Here is a 15694-nt window from a genome sequence, read left to right as displayed (position 1 = left end):
AACGGACCCGCACCACTACGAACCCGTGGACGAGAGGCGCCCCGTCTCTCGGGGTGTGAACCGGCGGAGCGCACCGCACCATGGCTGCATGCTGCTGACCCGGCTCGCCGATGTGTCCCGGGAGGTCGCCGCCACGTCGGCGCGGTCCCGCAAGATCGCGCTGCTCGCCGAGCTGTTCCGGGAGGCGGACGCGCGGGACGCGCCGATCGTCATCCCGTATCTCGCGGGCCGGCTGCCGCAGGGGCGGCTCGGCGTCGGCTGGAAGGTGCTCAGCCGCCCGGTCGAACCGGCCTCCGAGCCGGGCCTGACCGTGCGCGAGGTGGACGCCCGGCTCACCGAGCTCGGCGAAGTCTCCGGCCCCGGCTCGCAGGCCGAACGCGCCAGACTGGTCGGCGAGTTGATGGGCATGGCCACGGCCGGCGAACAGCGCTTCCTGCTCGGCCTGATCACCGGCGAGGTCCGGCAGGGCGCGCTGGACGCCGTCGCCGTGGAGGGGCTGGCGCAGGCGACGGGCGCCGGGGCCGCCGAGGTGCGCCGGGCGGTGATGCTCGCCGGGTCGCTCCAGGCCGTGGCCGAGGCGCTGCTCGCCGACGGCCCGCCGGCCCTGGAGGGCTTCCGGCTCACCGTCGGCCGCCCGGTCCTGCCGATGCTCGCGCACACCGCCTCCTCGGTGGCCGAGGCCGTCGGCAGGCTCGGCGCGTGCGCGGTGGAGGAGAAGCTGGACGGCATCCGCGTCCAGGTGCACCGAGACGGCGACGACGTACGCGTCTACACCCGCACCCTCGACGAGATCACGGACCGGCTGCCGGAAGTGACGTCCGCGGCGCTGGAACTGGCGGGCGAACGGTTCATTCTGGACGGGGAGGTGCTCTCCTTCGACGCCGAGGGCCGGCCCCGCTCCTTCCAGGAGACCGCCGGGCGGGTGGGTTCCCGCGTCGACGTGGCCACGGCCGCCGGGGCGGTGCCCGTCTCCCCCGTCTTCTTCGACGCGCTGTCCGTCGACGGCCACGACCTCCTCGACCTGCCCTTCACCGAACGGCACGCGGAGCTGTCCCGGCTGGTGCCCGAGCCGATGCGGGTGCGCCGTACGCTCGCCGCGGACGCCGACGACGTGGCCCCGGCCGAGGACTTCCTCGCCGAGACGCTGCGCCGCGGCCACGAGGGCGTCGTCGTCAAGGCCCTCGACGCCCCCTACAGCGCGGGCCGGCGCGGCGCGTCCTGGCTCAAGGTCAAGCCCGTGCACACCCTCGACCTGGTGGTCCTGGCCGTCGAGTGGGGACACGGCCGCCGCACCGGCAAGCTGTCCAACCTCCACCTCGGCGCCCGCCGGGCCGACGGCTCGTACGCCATGCTCGGCAAGACCTTCAAGGGCATGACCGACGCGATGCTCGCCTGGCAGACCGAGCGGCTGAAGGGGATCGCGGTGAAGGACGACGGCTGGGTGGTGACCGTACGGCCCGAACTCGTCGTCGAGATCGCCTACGACGGTCTGCAACGGTCCTCCCGCTACCCGGCGGGCGTCACCCTGCGGTTCGCCCGGGTGGTGCGCTACCGGGAGGACAAGCGGCCCGAGGAGGCGGACACCGTGGAGACACTGCTGGCCGCGCATCCGGAGGTGAAGCCGTGAGCGCGGCGGGCAGGCGCAGCGCGGGGCTGCTGCTGTACCGGCACGGCGAGGACGGACTGGAGGTACTGCTCGGCCATATGGGCGGTCCGTTCTTCGCGAAGAAGGACGCCGGGGCATGGACCGTCCCCAAGGGCGAGTACGAGCCGGAGGAACCCGCCTGGGAGGCGGCCCGGCGCGAGTTCCGCGAGGAGCTGGGCATGGAGCCGCCGGACGGGGAGGCCGTACCGCTCGGCGAGGTGCGGCAGCGGGGCGGCAAGGTCGTCACGGTGTGGGCGGTCGAGGCGGACCTCGACCCGGCCGCGGTGGTCCCCGGCACCTTCACCATGGAGTGGCCACCGCGCTCGGGCCGGGTGCGGGAGTTCCCCGAGCTGGACCGGGTCGCCTGGTACGGCCTGGAACGGGCCCGCGGGCTGGTCGTCGCCGCGCAGGCCGCGTTTCTCGACCGCCTCGCGGACCACTCGCCCTGACGTCCACGCGTTGCGGCCCCGGCCGCGGCGCGGCATCGTCGAGACACAGCCCACCCAGGGAGGTCCGGTCATGCCCATCGCTACGGTGAACCCGGCGAACGGCGAGACACTCAAGACGTACGAGGCCATGGGAGAGGAGGAGCTGGAACGCCGGCTCCAGCTCGCCGAGGCCACGTTTCGCACGTACCGCACGAGCGCCTTCGCCGACCGCGCCCGGCTGCTGAACCGGGCCGCCGAGCTGCTGGACGGCGACCAGCAGGACATCGGGCGGGTGATGACCACCGAGATGGGCAAGCCGGTCAAGCAGGCCCGCGCCGAGGCCGCCAAGTGCGCCAGGGCCATGCGCTGGTACGCGGAGAACGCGCAGGCCCTGCTCGCCGACGAGGAGCCCGCCGCCTCGGACGTGCGGGACTCCGGGGCGTCCCGGGTGCGGGTGCTCTACCGCCCGCTCGGGCCGGTGCTCGCGGTGATGCCGTGGAACTTCCCGCTGTGGCAGGTGATCCGGTTCGCCGCGCCCGCGCTGATGGCGGGCAACGTGGGCCTGCTCAAGCACGCGTCGAACGTGCCGCAGACCGCTCTGTACCTGGAGGACCTGTTCCACCGGGCGGGGTTCACGGAGGGCTGCTTCCAGACCCTGCTGATCGGCGCCGGCCAGGTGGACGGCGTCCTGCGCGACGAGCGGGTGCGGGCGGCGACGCTCACGGGCAGCGAGCCGGCCGGCCGGGCCGTGGCCTCCACCGCCGGGAAGATGATCAAGAAGACGGTCCTGGAACTGGGCGGCAGTGATCCGTACGTCGTGATGCCCTCCGCCGACCTCGACCGGGCCGCGCAGGTCGCGGTGACCGCGCGCGTCCAGAACAACGGGCAGTCCTGTATCGCCGCGAAGCGGTTCATCGTGCACACGGACGTCTACGACGCCTTCGCCGAACGGTTCGTGACCGCCATGAAGGCGCTCAAGGTCGGCGACCCGATGGAGGAGGACACGGACGTCGGGCCGCTCGCCACCGAGCAGGGGCGCAGCGACGTGGAGGAGCTGGTGGACGACGCGACACGCAGCGGGGCGGACCTGCTGTGCGGCGGCCATCGTCTGCGCCGGCCCGAGCTGCCGGGCTGGTACTACCCGCCGACCGTGCTGGCCGGGATCACCCGCGAGATGCGCATCCACCGCGAGGAGGCGTTCGGGCCGGTGGCCACGCTGTACCGGGCGGGCGACCTGGACGAGGCCGTGCTCATCGCGAACGACTCGCCGTTCGGGCTGAGTTCGAACGTATGGACCCGGGACGAGGCCGAGGTGGACCGGTTCGTCCGGGATCTGGAGGCGGGCGCGGTCTACGTCAACGGCATGACCGCCTCGCATCCGGCGTTCCCGTTCGGCGGGGTGAAGAGCTCGGGGTACGGGCGTGAGCTGTCCGGGCACGGAATCCGCGAGTTCTGCAACATCACGACGGTTTGGCACGGTGCGTGACGGTCGCGCGGTTACGATCGCCGGTGTGCGCGAAGTGACTCTGCCGCTGATTGTCGACGACCGTGGGGCCCTGCAGGTGGCCGCGGCCGATGTGAGCAAGCTGCTGCGCACGATGGGCGCGCGGTGGGTGCATCTGGTCGAGGCCGGGGATCAGGAGCTCGACGAGGAGACCGTCGCCGCCCTGACGATCGAGCTGGCGAAGCTGGCCGACCGGATCGACGTGGCCTGTATCGCCCACAGCAGCGGCCGGTCCTGAGCCCATGTCCACACCCGCGGCGGGGAGTTGTCCCACCCGCTCCGGGGCGAGCCCAGAGTGCTCGCCCCGCAGCCGCGGGGGTCAGCGGATGGGCAGGCCGGCCAGCGTGCGAGCGATGACCAGCCGCTGGATCTCGCTGGTGCCCTCGAAGATCGTGTAGATCGCGGAGTCCCGGTGCATCCGCTCCACCGGGTACTCACGGGTGTACCCGTTGCCGCCGAGGATCTGGATCGCCTGGGCCGTGACCTTCTTCGCGGTCTCGGAGGCGAACAGCTTCGACATCGAGCCCTCGGCCGCGGTGAAGGGCTTGCCGTTGACCGCCATCCACGAGGCGCGCCAGACGAGCAGCCGGGCCGCGTCGATCGAGGTGCGCATGTCCGCGAGCTGGAAGGCCACACCCTGGTTGTCGATGATGGGCCGGCCGAACTGCTCCCGGGTCTTCGCGTAGTCGAGGGCGACCTCGAAGGCGGCGCGGGCCGTGCCGACGGCCATCGCGCCGACCGCCGGGCGCGACGCCTCGAAGGTCGCCATGGCCGCGTTCTTCACCCGCTCGCCGCCGTACCTGGCGCGCTCGCGGGCGCGGGCCAGCCGCTCGTCCAGCTTCTCCTTGCCGCCCAGCAGGCAGGAGCCCGGCACGCGCACGTTGTCCAGGATGACCTCGGCGGTGTGCGAGGCGCGGATGCCGTGCTTCTTGAACTTCTGGCCCTGGGACAGACCGGGTGTGTTCGGCGGGACGATGAAGGACGCGTGGCCCTTGGAGCCGATCTCCGGGTCGACGACCGCGACGACCACATGGACGTTGGCGATGCCGCCGTTCGTCGCCCAGGTCTTGGTGCCGTTGATCACCCACTCGTCCGTGGCCTCGTCGTACACCGCACGGGTGCGCATCGAGCCGACGTCGGAACCGGCGTCCGGCTCGGAGGAGCAGAACGCGGCGACCTTGACGTCGTTGGCGTCGCCGTACATCTGGGGGATCCAGGTGCCGATCTGTTCCTCCGTGCCGTTGGCGAGGACGCCTACGGCGGCGAGTCCGGTGCCGACGATGGACAGGGCGATACCGGCGTCGCCCCAGAACAGTTCCTCCATGGCCATCGGAATGCCGAGGCCGGTCGGGTCGAAGTACTGCTGGGCGTAGAAGTCCAGGGAGTAGATGCCGACCTTGGCGGCCTCCTGGATGACCGGCCAGGGGGTTTCCTCACGCTCGTCCCATTCGGCGGCCGCGGGCCGGATGACAGCGGCGGCGAAGCCGTGCACCCAGTCACGGACCTCCTTCTGTTCGTCGTTGAGCTCCATGGTGAACTCGGCCATGTCCCCTCCAGCGGCGGCACCTGCGCGTTACTTGCGGTAACCGCAGTCTGTTACCGGCGAGTAGGAAAAGTCAACTCCTCAGGTCTCCTCGGCATCCCGTTCGATGCGAGAGGCGTTCCGGGTGTTAGTTTGCGCTGGCGTCACCGAATCAGCACGGGTGGGGAGAGCTCATGGACACCACGCAGCGGACCGAGCAGCAGAGGTCCGCCGACCGTCGACGGCGCGAGCTGCTGGAGGCCGCGGACCGAGTGGTGCTCCGGGACGGCCCGCAGGCCTCGATGAACGCCATCGCCGCCGAGGCCGGGATCACCAAGCCGATCCTCTACCGCCACTTCGGCGACAAGGGCGGTCTGTACGCCGCCCTCGCCAAGCGGCACACCGACGCCCTGCTGGACTCGCTGCGGGCCGCCCTGGACGCGCCGGCGGACCGGCGCGAGCGGGTGGAGGCGACCCTCGACACGTATCTCGCCGCGATCGAGGCCCGGCCCCAGGTGTACCGGTTCCTGATGCACCCCTCGGAGGGTGGCCAGCCGGGGGACCCGGGGTTCGACATCGGCAAGTACTCCGCCCCGGTGCTGCGACGCATGGGTGAGGAACTGGCCACGGTCATCGGGGAGCGGCTGGACCTCGGACCGGGGTCACAGCAGCTGGCCCGTGTGTGGGGGCACGGCATCGTCGGGATGATGCACGCCGCCGGGGACTGGTGGCTGGGGGAACGGCCTTGTTCCCGGGCGGAGTTGGTGCGCAGTCTGGCGGACCTCCTGTGGGGGCGGCTGGCCGCGGCCGGAGACCGGGTCGGAGGACCCGGGTTCTGACGCGGGTCGCGGTTGGTCCACAACCGCCCGCGCGCCCTTGAGGCACGTCAGCTCCCGCCGCTCCAAGAGGCTCGCGCCACTTGCCGCATGAGCCTGCGGTGACGCCGGCCCGACACCCGGTCCGCGTAGACCGTTCCGTCCAGGTGGTCGCACTCGTGCTGGAGGCAGCGGGCGAACCAGCCCGTGCCGTGGATCGTGATCGGCTCGCCCGTCATCGTGGAGCCCTCCACCACGGCATGGTCGTGGCGGACCGTGCCCGCCTCCAGCCCCGGCAGGGACAGACAGCCCTCCGGGCCGCGGATCTCCACACCGTCCAGCGCCACGAGACGGGGGTTTACGACATGGCCGAGATGCCGTACATCTTCATCGTCGGGACAGTCGTAGACGAAGACGCGCAGCGCCTCCCCCACCTGGTTGGCGGCCAGGCCGACGCCCTCGGCGGCGTACATCGTGGCGAACAAGTCCTCGACGAGGGCGGCGAGTTCGGGGCCGAAGTCGGTGACCTCGGCGCAGGGGGTGTGGAGCACCGGAGAGCCGAGCAGAGTGAGAGGCCGGACCCGCCCGCGGGCGCCCGGGATGAAGCCGTGTCGCATGGCGGCAAGGGTACGGTCTGGCAGGTCGCGACAGGTGCGTGCCTGGATCGTGACGGTGCCGCGATTCGGGCACGTGAGTGGATCTCGATAGGCTGAGGCCACACCACGTGGCCGTCGAGGCTTTCGATGCGGCGCGTACGCAAGGAGGATCGAGGACTGATGTCAGGCAATTCGGACCCGCTCACTCCGCGGGCCAAGCTCGCCGTGACCGCCGGCAAGGCTGTCGCGGCGGCATCCCGTGCCGCGGGGCGCGGCAGCGGTTCGGTGATCGGCGGACGGGTGGCCCTCAAGCTCGACCCCGACCTGCTCGCCCGGCTGGCGCAGAACCTGGATGTGGTCCTGGTCTCGGCGACGAACGGCAAGACCACCACCACCCGGCTCATCGCCGAGGCGCTGCGCGCGGCCGGACCGGTCGTGTCCAACGCGCTCGGCGCCAACATGCCGGCCGGCATCACCTCGGCGCTCGCGGGCAGCTCGGACGCCAAGTTCGGGGTCATCGAGGTCGACGAGAAGTACCTCGCGGGTGTCGCCCGGGACACCGCCCCCAAGTGCATCGCCCTCCTCAACCTCTCCCGTGACCAGCTCGACCGTGCGGCCGAGACCCGGATGCTCGCGGAGAACTGGCGCGAGGGACTCGCGGGCTCCAAGGCCGTGATCGTGGCGAACGCCGACGACCCGCTGGTCGTGTGGGCCGCCTCGTCGTCGCCGAACGTGATCTGGGTCGCCGCCGGCCAGATGTGGAAGGACGACGCCTGGTCGTGCCCGTCCTGCGGCGGTGTGATGCAGCGCCCCGGAGACGACTGGTTCTGCGGCGACTGCGGCTTCCGCCGCCCGAGCCCGACCTGGGCACTGTCCGGCGACCACGTCCTCGACCCGCACGGCTCCGCCTGGCCGATCCACCTCCAGCTGCCGGGCCGTGCCAACAAGGCCAACGCCGCCTCCTCGGCCGCCGTCGCCGCCGTGTTCGGTGTGCCGCCGCAGGTCGCGCTGGAGCGGATGTACCAGGTGCAGGCCGTCGCCGGGCGCTATGACGTCGTGCAGTTCCAGGGCCGCGACCTGCGGCTGCTGCTCGCCAAGAACCCGGCGGGCTGGCTGGAGACCTTCTCGCTGATCGACCCGCCGCCCACCCCGGTGATCCTCTCCGTGAACGCGCGCAGCGCCGACGGCACCGACACGTCCTGGCTGTGGGACGTCGACTACACGCGGCTGACCGGTCACCCGATCTTCGTGGTCGGCGACCGCAAGCTCGACCTCGCGGTCCGTCTGGAGGTCGCCGACCAGCACTTCCAGGTGTGCGAGAACCTCGACCAGGCGGTGCAGATCTGCCCGCCCGGCCGGATCGAGGTCATCGCCAACTACACCGCCTTCCAGGACCTGCGCCGCCGCGTCGGCAACTGACCAGCCGTAAGGACACTGACTTCATGAGCGACAACCAGCTGCGGGTCGTCTGGGTCTATCCGGACCTGCTGAGCACCTACGGCGACCAGGGCAACGTCCTCGTCGTGGAGCGCCGGGCACGGCAGCGGGGTCTGGACGTGGCCCGGCTCGACGTGCGCAGCGACCAGCCGATCCCGACCTCCGGCGACATCTACCTGATCGGCGGCGGCGAGGACCGGCCGCAGCGGCTCGCGGCCGAGCGGCTGCGCCGCGACGGGGGCCTGTACCGGGCGGTGGAGAACGGCGCGATCGTGTTCTCCGTGTGCGCCGGCTACCAGATCCTCGGCCACGAGTTCATCAACGACCTCGGCCAGCGCGAGCCCGGCCTGGGTCTGCTGGACGTGGTCTCGGTGCGCGGTGAGGGTGCCCGCTGTGTGGGTGACGTGCTCGCCGACATCAACCCGCGGCTCGGTCTGCCCCCGCTGACCGGCTTCGAGAACCACCAGGGCGTCACCCACCTCGGCCCCACCGCCCGCCCCTTCGCCCAGGTCCGCCTGGGCAACGGCAACGGCACGGGCGACGGCACCGAGGGCGCGTTCAACGACACCGTCTTCGGTACGTACATGCACGGGCCCGTCCTCGCCCGCAACCCGCTGATCGCCGACCTGCTGCTGAAGCTGGCGCTGGACGTCAACGCGCTGCCGCCGACGGACGACCGCTGGTACGAGGCGCTCCGCGACGAGCGCATCGCGGCCGCGCAGCAGCCTGCCTGATCCACACGGCGTCACATGAGCCGCCCTGGGCCCCCGTGGCCCCGGGCGGCTTTTCTTCACCGTCCGGCCGCCCGCGCGCCGGACGCCCGAAAGGCGGACGAAAGACGGGCGGACGAGGCTCCGTCACCGTACCGCGAGGGCCCCTCTGACAAGCCGTCCGCTCACATGTGCGGGCACGTCCACCAGGCGGACGCCCGATGCGGTGCCACCCCCTCACGCCGGTAGGGTGACCGGGATCAAGCCGGACAACGTGGTCCGGTCCTCGGCCCACGTTGCAAAGGTATTTCGGGCTATGCGCATTGGTGTCCTCACGTCCGGCGGCGACTGCCCCGGCCTGAACGCCGTCATCCGGTCCGTCGTGCACCGTGCCGTCGTCGACCACGGCGACGAGGTCATCGGTTTCCGGGACGGCTGGAAGGGCCTCCTGGAGGGCGACTACATGAAGCTCGACCTCGACGCGGTGGGCGGCATCCTCGCCCGCGGCGGAACCATCCTCGGTTCCTCCCGCGTCCAGCCGTCCCATCTGCGGGACGGGGTCGAGCGGGCCAAGGGCCATGTCGCGGATCTCGGACTCGACGCGATCATCCCGATCGGCGGCGAGGGCACGCTCAAGGCGGCCCGGCTGATGTCGGACAGCGGTCTGCCCGTCGTCGGTGTGCCGAAGACCATCGACAACGACATCGCGGTCACGGACGTCACCTTCGGCTTCGACACGGCCGTCGGAGTGGCGACCGAGGCCCTCGACCGGCTCAAGACCACCGCCGAGTCCCACCAGCGGGTGCTCGTCGTCGAGGTCATGGGCCGGCACACCGGCTGGATCGCCCTGCACTCCGGCATGGCCGCGGGTGCCCACGCCATCGTGGTGCCCGAGCGGCCCTTCGACATCGAGGAGCTCGCCACGGTGGTCGGCGAGCGGTTCGAGGCGGGCAAGCGGTTCGCGATCGTGGTGGCCGCGGAGGGCGCCAAGCCGAAGCCCGGCAGCATGGAGTTCGACGAGGGCGGCAAGGACGTCTACGGCCACGAGCGGTTCGCCGGCATCGCCCGGCAGCTGTCGATCGAGCTGGAGCACCGGCTCGGCAAGGAGGCCCGTCCGGTCATCCTCGGGCATGTGCAGCGCGGTGGTACGCCGACCGCGTACGACCGGGTGCTCGCGACCCGGTTCGGATGGCACGCGGTGGAGGCCGTGCACCGGGGTGAGTTCGGGATGATGACCGCCCTGCGCGGCACGGACATCGTGATGGTGTCGCTGGCCGAGGCCGTCCAGACGCTGAAGACCGTGCCGGCCGACCGGTACGCCGAAGCGGAGTGTGTGCTCTAGCCGTCCGGCGGGTGCTTCTGCCTTCCTGCGGGTGCTTCTGCCTTCCGGCGGGGGTGGGGTTTCAGCCTTCCGGTGGGTGGGTGCGGGGTTCGTCGTGGTTGCTCGCGCGGTTCCCCGCGCCCCTGAATGCGCTGATCTGCCCCCGGTCGCAAGTGCGGCCGGGGGCAGCTTTAGTCTTGGTGCCGGACTTAAGCGCACAACCCCCCACGAAAACAGGAGCCGGCGATGGATCACAGCGGGCACGGCACGACCATGGATCTGCCGCCGTTCACGCTGGGACGGGGTCTGCAGTGGTCGCCGGACGGGTTCTTCCTCGTCGCCTGCCTGGTGGGGATCGCCCTGTACGTCTGGGGGGTCGTGCGGCTGCGGCGGCGCGGGGACCACTGGTCGCTCGGGCGGACCGTCGCCTTCGTCGGCGGGGTGCTGACCATCGCGCTGGTGATGTGCACCAAGCTGAACGACTACGGGATGGTCATGTTCAGCGTGCACATGGTGCAGCACATGGTGATCAGCATGCTGTCGCCGATCCTGATCCTGCTCGGCGCGCCCGTCACCCTCGCGCTGCGGGCGCTGCCCGTCGCCGGGCGGGGCCGCAAGGGGCCGCGGGAACTGCTGCTGGCGCTGCTGCACAGCCGGTACATGCGGGTGATCACGCATCCGGCGTTCACGATCCCGATGTTCATCGCGAGCCTCTACGCGCTCTACTTCACCCCGCTGTTCGACACGCTGATGGGGTCCAGGGCGGGCCACACCGCGATGATGATCCACTTCCTGGCGGTCGGAGTGGTCTTCTTCTGGCCGATTGTGGGCGTGGACCCGGGCCCGCAGCGGCCGGGGTATCTGATGCGAATGCTGGAGCTGTTCGCGGGGATGCCGTTCCACGCCTTCTTCGGCATCGCGCTGATGATGGGGTCGACCCCGATGGTGAAGACGTACAGCGACCCGCCCGCCTCCCTCGGCATCGACGCGCTCGCCGACCAGAACGCGGCCGGCGGCATCGCCTGGGCCTTCAGCGAGATCCCGTCGGTGCTGGTGCTTATCGCACTGCTGTTCCAGTGGTACGGCTCCGAGCAGCGGCAGGCCAAGCGCAGCGACCGGGCCGCGGACCGGGACGGCGACAAGGAGCTGGAGGCGTACAACGCCTATCTCGCCTCGCTGAACGCACGCGCCCGCTGAGCGGTACTCCCCCGCCCTGCTCCCTCCTCCCTTCCGCCTCCCCCCTGCTCTCCCCTCCCGCCTCGCCCCTGTCCCCGCCCCCGGAAACCGGACGTATTTGCGTATCCGGGCCGCGCCGACGCGGATCCAGGGCACCATGGAGGGACGGACCACGAGGAGGGTGTTGCGATGCCCGGTGCCACGGACAGCTCCACGAAGACCATGGGGGTTCTCACCCTCGGCGGACTCGTCATGGTGACGGCCTACACGGCGGTGCTCGGCAGCAACGGCTGGCTGTGGTTCGGCTGGGTCGTGCTGGGCCTGATCACCCTCGGCATGGTGGCCACCCGCAGCACCTGACCGCTCACGGTGTCGGGCCGCCCGGCACCTGGGCTCAGCCCCGGCCCAGCCGGGCCGCCGAGTGCACGCCCGGCTGGTACTTCGGCAGCCGGGCGGTCACCTTCATGCCGGCTCCGGGAGCGGTCTCGATGACGAGGCCGTGGTCGTCGCCGTAGACCTGGCGGAGCCGGTCGTCGACGTTGCACAGCCCGATGCCGCCCGAGGGGCTGACCTCGCCCGCGAGGATGCGGCGCAGCAGGGCGGGGTCCATGCCGACGCCGTCGTCCTCGATGACCACCAGCGCCTCGGCGCCCGCGTCCCGCGCGGTGATGCCGATGCGGCAGGTGTCCGCCTTGCCCTCCAGCCCGTGCTTGACGGCGTTCTCGACGAGCGGCTGGAGGCAGAGGAAGGGCAGCGCGACGGGCAGCACCTCGGGGGCTATCTGGAGGGTGACGGCGAGGCGGTCGCCGAAGCGTGCGCGGACCAGGGCCAGGTACTGGTCGATGGCGTGGAGCTCATCGGCGAGGGTGGTGAAGTCGCCGTGCCTGCGGAACGAGTAGCGGGTGAAGTCGGCGAACTCCAGCAGCAGCTCCCGGGCGCGCTCGGGGTCGGTGCGCACGAAGCTGGCGATCACCGCGAGCGAGTTGAAGATGAAGTGCGGGGAGATCTGGGCGCGCAGGGCCTTGATCTCGGCCTCGATCAGCCGGGTGCGGGACCGGTCGAGGTCGGCCAGTTCCAGCTGGACGGAGACCCAGCGGGCCACCTCGCCCGCGGCGCGGACCAGGACGGCGGACTCCCGGGGCGCGCAGGCGACCAGGGCCCCGTGCACCCGGTCGTCGACGGTCAGCGGGGCGACCACGGCCCAGCGGACCGGGCAGGCGGGGCTGGGGCAGGTCAGCGGGAAGGCCTCGCCCCGGCCGGTCTCCAGCGCGCCCGCGAGGCGTTCCATGATGTCGTCGCGGTGGTGCGCGCCGACGCCGTCCCAGACCAGGACCCGTTCCTCGTCGGTCAGGCACAGGGCCCCGGTGCCCAGCAGGGAGCGCAGCCGCCGGGCCGACTTGCGGGCGGTCTCCTCGGTCAGGCCCGCCCGCAGTGAGGGCGCGGCGAGCGAGGCGGTGTGCAGGGTCTGGAACGTGGCGTGCTCGACGGGCGTGCCGAGGCCGCCGCCCCGGCTCTCCGGGCGGGCGGTGCGTCGGCCGAGCCAGAAGCCGGCGGCGAGCAGGGGCAGGACGGCCACACAGAGCCCCGCCACGAATCCGGTCACGCCTTCGCCTCCACTCTCAGCTCCTCGGGGAGATGGAACCGCGCCAGGATCGCCGCGGCGCCCGCCGGGACCCGGCCCGGGGTGGCGAGCGACACCAGGGTCATGGTGAGAAAGCCCAGCGGTACCGACCACAGGGCGGGCCAGGCCAGCAGGGCGTGCAGTCCGCCCGGTCCCAGGAAGCCGGCCATCGTGGCGGTGACGGCGAGGAACGCCGAGCCCCCGCCCACCAGCATCCCGGCGGCCGCGCCCGGCGGGGTGAGGCGGCGCCACCAGATGCCGAGGACGAGCAGCGGGCAGAACGACGACGCCGACACGGCGAAGGCGAGCCCGACCGCGTCCGCCACCGGCAGCCCGCCCGCCAGGGCGCTCAGCGCGAGCGGCACCAGCATGGCGAGGCCGGTGCCCAGCCGGAAGTGCCGTACGCCACGGGTCGGCAGCACGTCCTGGGTGAGGACGCCCGCGACGGCCATGGTCAGGCCGGACGCCGTGGACAGGAACGCGGCGAAGGCCCCTCCGGCGACCAGCGCGCCGAGCAGGTCGCCCGCGGTCCCGCCGAGCATGCGGCCGGGCAGCAGCAGGACCGCCGCGTCGGCGTCGCCGGTGAGGGTCAGCTCGGGGGCGTAGAGCCGGCCGAGGGCGCCGTAGACCGGGGGCAGCAGGTAGAAGCCGCCGACCAGGGCGAGGACGGCGACCGTGGTGCGGCGGGCGGCCACGCCGTGCGGGCTGGTGTAGAAGCGGACCACGACGTGGGGCAGGCCCATGGTGCCGAGGAAGGTGGCGAGGATCAGGCCGTACGTCGCGTACAGGGGGCGTTCGGCGCGGCCGGCCGCGAGGGAGGTCGACATGCCGCCGTCGCCGCCGCGGTCGGCCGTGGGGACGGCCGTGCCGGGTGCGAAGGTGAGCCGGGTGCCCGCGTCGAGGCGGTGGGTGCCGGTGGGCAGGGTGGTCTTCCGGTCGTCGTAGCGGTCGCCGTCGACGGTGCCGGTGACGGTGGCCGTCAGGGGGCGGTCGAGCTTGAGGTCGAGGCTGTCGTCGACCCGGACCGTGCGCTGCTCGCGGAAGGTGGCCGGTTCCTCGAAGGCGCGGCTCGGGCCGCCGTCCTGCTGCCAGGCCAGGACCAGGAAGAGGGCGGGCACGAGGAGGGCGGTGAGCTTGAGCCAGTACTGGAAGGCCTGCACGAAGGTGATGCTGCGCATGCCGCCGGCCGCGACGGTGGCCGCGACGACGACGGCGACGATGACGCCGCCGAGCCAGTCGGGTGCGCCGGTCAGGACGGTGAGGGTGAGCCCGGCGCCCTGGAGCTGGGGCAGCAGATAGAGCCAGCCGACGCCGACGACGAAGGCCCCGGCGAGGCGCCGTACCGCCGGGGAGGCGAGCCGGGCCTCGGCGAAGTCGGGCAGCGTGTAGGCGCCGGAGCGGCGCAGCGGGGCGGCGACGAAGAGCAGCAGGACGAGGTATCCGGCGGTGTAGCCGACCGGGTACCAGAGCATGTCGGGGCCCTGGACCAGGACGAGCCCGGCGATGCCGAGGAAGGAGGCGGCCGACAGGTACTCGCCGCTGATGGCGGCGGCGTTCAGCCGGGGGCCGACCGTGCGGGAGGCGACGTAGAAGTCGGAGGTGGTGCGGGAGATGCGCAGGCCGAAGGCGCCGACGAGGACGGTCGCCACGACCACCAGGGCGACGGCCGGTACGGCGTAGCCGGGGTTCATCGGGCGTGGACCACCGGGCGGCTCACCGGTCCTCGACGAGGCGGACGAAGTCCCGCTCGTTGCGTTCGGCGCGGCGCACGTACCAGCGGGCGAGCAGGACGAGAGGCGCGTACAGGCCGAACCCGAGGACGCCCCACTCCACGCGGCGGGCGGCGGGCATGGCGGTGAACAGCAGGGGCAGCGGGCCGACCAGCAGGACGAGGACGGCGAAGGCGGTGAGCGCGGCGCGCAGTTGGCTGCGCATCAGGGAGCGGACGTAGGTGTGGCCCAGGGTGGTCTGCTCGTCGATCTCGGTGCGCGGGCGGTAGTGGGCCGGTGTGCGGCGGGTGCGGCGGGGCGGGCCGGTGACGACGACGCGGGTCTCGGCGGGGTCCTGGGGCACGTCATGGCCTCCGCATCAGCAGGTCCCGCAGCTCGCGCGCGTGGCGGCGGCTGACCTGGAGCTCCTCGGCGCCGACCACGACGCTGACGGAGCCCGTGTCCAGGCGGAGTTCGGCGATGTGGCGCAGCGCCACGAGGTGGCGGCGGTGGATACGGACGAACCCGCGGCCGCGCCAGCGGTCCTCCAGGGTGGACAGCGGGATGCGGACCAGGTGGCTGCCCCGGGCGGTGTGCAGCCGGGCGTAGTCGCCGCGGGCCTCGACGTGGGTGATGTCGTCGACGGCGACGAAGCGGGTCACGCCCCCGAGTTCGACGGGTATCTGGTCGGGGTCGGGCTCGTGCACGGGGATGCGCGGGGCGGGGCCGGTCTGCGCTTCCGTGCCGCGGGGGCCGCCGGTGCTCTGGTCGGCGGCCCGGCGCACGGCCTCGGCGAGGCGTTCGCGGCGGACGGGTTTGAGGACGTAGTCGACGGCGTCGAGGTCGAAGGCCTGGACGGCGAAGTCCTCGTGGGCGGTGACGAAGACGACCAGTGGGGGCCGGGCGAAGCCGGTGAGCAGCCGGGCGAGGTCGAGGCCGTCGAGGCCGGGCAGGTTGATGTCGAGGAAGACGACGTCGATGGCCTCGGGGCCGTCGGGGCCGCACTCCAGGGCGCGGTTGATGCGGCGCAGGGCCTCGGTGGCGTCGCCCGCACCCTCGGCGCTGCCGACGCGGGGGTCGGCGTTGAGGAGGTAGAGGAGTTCCTCCAGCGTGGGGCGTTCGTCGTCGACAGCCAGGGCGCGCAGCATGAACGTGGAGTGTAGGCGTGATCGGCGGGCCTGGACACGGCCTCGGCGAGGACGTTCGTAGG

16 protein-coding genes are annotated in these 15694 nt (G+C 72.2%); 10 read left to right on the top strand and 6 right to left on the bottom strand.

What is annotated here, in order from left to right; all coding sequences use genetic code 11:
- Positions 1-88 precede the first annotated feature (88 nt).
- From ABZZ79_RS18615 to ABZZ79_RS18600, 4 genes are all read left to right on the top strand, one after another.
- Entirely contained in the window at positions 89-1627 is a 1539-nt protein-coding gene (locus ABZZ79_RS18615; protein ID WP_356690011.1) for an ATP-dependent DNA ligase, read from the top strand.
- Entirely contained in the window at positions 1624-2094 is a 471-nt protein-coding gene (locus tag ABZZ79_RS18610) for an NUDIX domain-containing protein (RefSeq protein WP_356690010.1), read from the top strand. The genes ABZZ79_RS18615 and ABZZ79_RS18610 overlap by 4 nt, the downstream gene beginning before the upstream one ends.
- Positions 2095-2164: 70 nt before the next feature.
- Entirely contained in the window at positions 2165-3559 is a 1395-nt protein-coding gene (locus ABZZ79_RS18605; RefSeq protein ID WP_356690009.1) for an NADP-dependent succinic semialdehyde dehydrogenase, read from the top strand.
- 25 nt (positions 3560-3584) lie between these two features.
- Positions 3585-3815 carry a DUF6213 family protein gene (locus tag ABZZ79_RS18600; protein WP_356690008.1) on the top strand — a complete coding sequence of 77 codons (231 nt, stop codon included), beginning with the start codon at positions 3585-3587 and terminating at the stop codon, positions 3813-3815.
- A gap of 81 nt (positions 3816-3896) precedes the next feature.
- Here the strand turns inward: ABZZ79_RS18600 and ABZZ79_RS18595 are convergent, their stop codons facing one another.
- Positions 3897-5123 carry an acyl-CoA dehydrogenase family protein gene (locus ABZZ79_RS18595; RefSeq protein WP_356690007.1) on the bottom strand — a complete coding sequence of 409 codons (1227 nt, stop codon included), beginning with the start codon at positions 5121-5123 and terminating at the stop codon, positions 3897-3899.
- A 170-nt stretch (positions 5124-5293) separates the two neighbouring features.
- Between ABZZ79_RS18595 and ABZZ79_RS18590 the strand changes: the two genes are divergently transcribed.
- Positions 5294-5938: a TetR family transcriptional regulator gene (locus tag ABZZ79_RS18590; RefSeq protein ID WP_356690006.1), complete on the top strand. Its 645-nt coding sequence runs from the start codon at positions 5294-5296 to the stop codon at positions 5936-5938.
- Between the two features lie 47 nt (positions 5939-5985).
- Here ABZZ79_RS18590 and def read toward each other — a convergent pair whose 3' ends face one another.
- Entirely contained in the window at positions 5986-6531 is a 546-nt protein-coding gene (gene def / locus ABZZ79_RS18585) for a peptide deformylase (protein WP_356690005.1), read from the bottom strand.
- A gap of 159 nt (positions 6532-6690) precedes the next feature.
- On the opposite strand from def, the gene ABZZ79_RS18580 reads away from it, so the two are divergent.
- The 5 genes from ABZZ79_RS18580 to ABZZ79_RS18560 all read left to right on the top strand — a co-directional run bounded on the left by ABZZ79_RS18580 (position 6691) and on the right by ABZZ79_RS18560 (position 11514).
- A complete protein-coding gene (locus ABZZ79_RS18580) occupies positions 6691-7929 on the top strand; it encodes a MurT ligase domain-containing protein (RefSeq protein ID WP_356690004.1) in 1239 nt (412 codons plus the stop codon).
- A 23-nt stretch (positions 7930-7952) separates the two neighbouring features.
- Positions 7953-8681 carry a glutamine amidotransferase gene (locus tag ABZZ79_RS18575; RefSeq protein WP_356690003.1) on the top strand — a complete coding sequence of 243 codons (729 nt, stop codon included), beginning with the start codon at positions 7953-7955 and terminating at the stop codon, positions 8679-8681.
- A 292-nt stretch (positions 8682-8973) separates the two neighbouring features.
- Positions 8974-9999: a 6-phosphofructokinase gene (locus tag ABZZ79_RS18570; RefSeq protein WP_356690002.1), complete on the top strand. Its 1026-nt coding sequence runs from the start codon at positions 8974-8976 to the stop codon at positions 9997-9999.
- A 225-nt stretch (positions 10000-10224) separates the two neighbouring features.
- Entirely contained in the window at positions 10225-11175 is a 951-nt protein-coding gene (locus tag ABZZ79_RS18565) for a cytochrome c oxidase assembly protein (protein ID WP_356690001.1), read from the top strand.
- 168 nt (positions 11176-11343) lie between these two features.
- A complete protein-coding gene (locus ABZZ79_RS18560) occupies positions 11344-11514 on the top strand; it encodes a hypothetical protein (protein WP_356690000.1) in 171 nt (56 codons plus the stop codon).
- Between the two features lie 34 nt (positions 11515-11548).
- Here ABZZ79_RS18560 and ABZZ79_RS18555 read toward each other — a convergent pair whose 3' ends face one another.
- Genes ABZZ79_RS18555 through ABZZ79_RS18540 form a run of 4 tightly spaced genes read right to left on the bottom strand, consistent with a single transcriptional unit; the run spans position 11549 to position 15632 of the window.
- Entirely contained in the window at positions 11549-12757 is a 1209-nt protein-coding gene (locus tag ABZZ79_RS18555; protein WP_356689999.1) for a histidine kinase, read from the bottom strand.
- On the bottom strand, positions 12754-14466 hold the full coding sequence (locus ABZZ79_RS18550) for a cation acetate symporter (protein ID WP_356689998.1): 1713 nt from the start codon (positions 14464-14466) through the stop codon (positions 12754-12756). The genes ABZZ79_RS18555 and ABZZ79_RS18550 overlap by 4 nt, the downstream gene beginning before the upstream one ends.
- Positions 14467-14488: 22 nt before the next feature.
- Positions 14489-14848, bottom strand: coding sequence for a hypothetical protein (locus ABZZ79_RS18545; RefSeq protein WP_356689997.1), 360 nt, complete (start codon positions 14846-14848; stop codon positions 14489-14491).
- Between the two features lies 1 nt (position 14849).
- Complete coding sequence (locus ABZZ79_RS18540; RefSeq protein WP_356689996.1) at positions 14850-15632, bottom strand: LytTR family DNA-binding domain-containing protein; 783 nt, start codon at positions 15630-15632, stop codon at positions 14850-14852.
- Between the last annotated feature and the right edge of the window lie 62 nt (positions 15633-15694).

The organism is Streptomyces sp. NPDC006458, assembly GCF_040612135.1.
Classification (GTDB): domain Bacteria; phylum Actinomycetota; class Actinomycetes; order Streptomycetales; family Streptomycetaceae; genus Streptomyces.
The sequence above is the reverse complement of the archived record's forward strand: the minus strand, read 5'-3'. Positions and strand labels throughout refer to the sequence as shown.